The 338-nt window shown below is 61.2% G+C and carries 1 pseudogene; it reads left to right on the top strand.

Features of this window, described 5'->3' with window-relative positions:
• Positions 1–338 (top strand): annotated as a pseudogene (locus tag AF337_RS07340) (peptide antibiotic resistance protein); the annotation flags it as partial.

The following is a 338-nucleotide window of genomic DNA, read 5'->3' as shown; positions in this document are numbered from 1 at the left end:
CCATTTCCAGCGCCGCCCTGCAGATCCTCGAACGGGATCCGAATGACGAGCAGGTCAGAGCCTTACTGCACCGGCTATCTGGCGGTTCGTCCCTCAATGAGAGCTTGCCGAACGGCGACGACCATGCCCGGGTACAGGTGAAGCGGTCAGAGGCCGGTGAGACACCTGCCGACATCGAACGCATATCGCCGATGCCGCTGATCTTGCCTCGCCTGGTGCTGCTTCCCCCGACGTCGAAACATGCCGATGCCGGACTTGCGCTTGCCAACGCCCTGATCGAAGACGTCACGATCGAACTCTGCGCGCTCAGAAACATTTCCATCGTCGCGCCACATACG

The organism is Rhizobium ecuadorense (genome assembly GCF_001187535.1).
Classification (GTDB): Bacteria; Pseudomonadota; Alphaproteobacteria; order Rhizobiales; family Rhizobiaceae; genus Rhizobium; species Rhizobium ecuadorense.
Note: the sequence above shows the minus strand (reverse complement) of the source record. Positions and strands in the feature narration are given on the sequence as shown.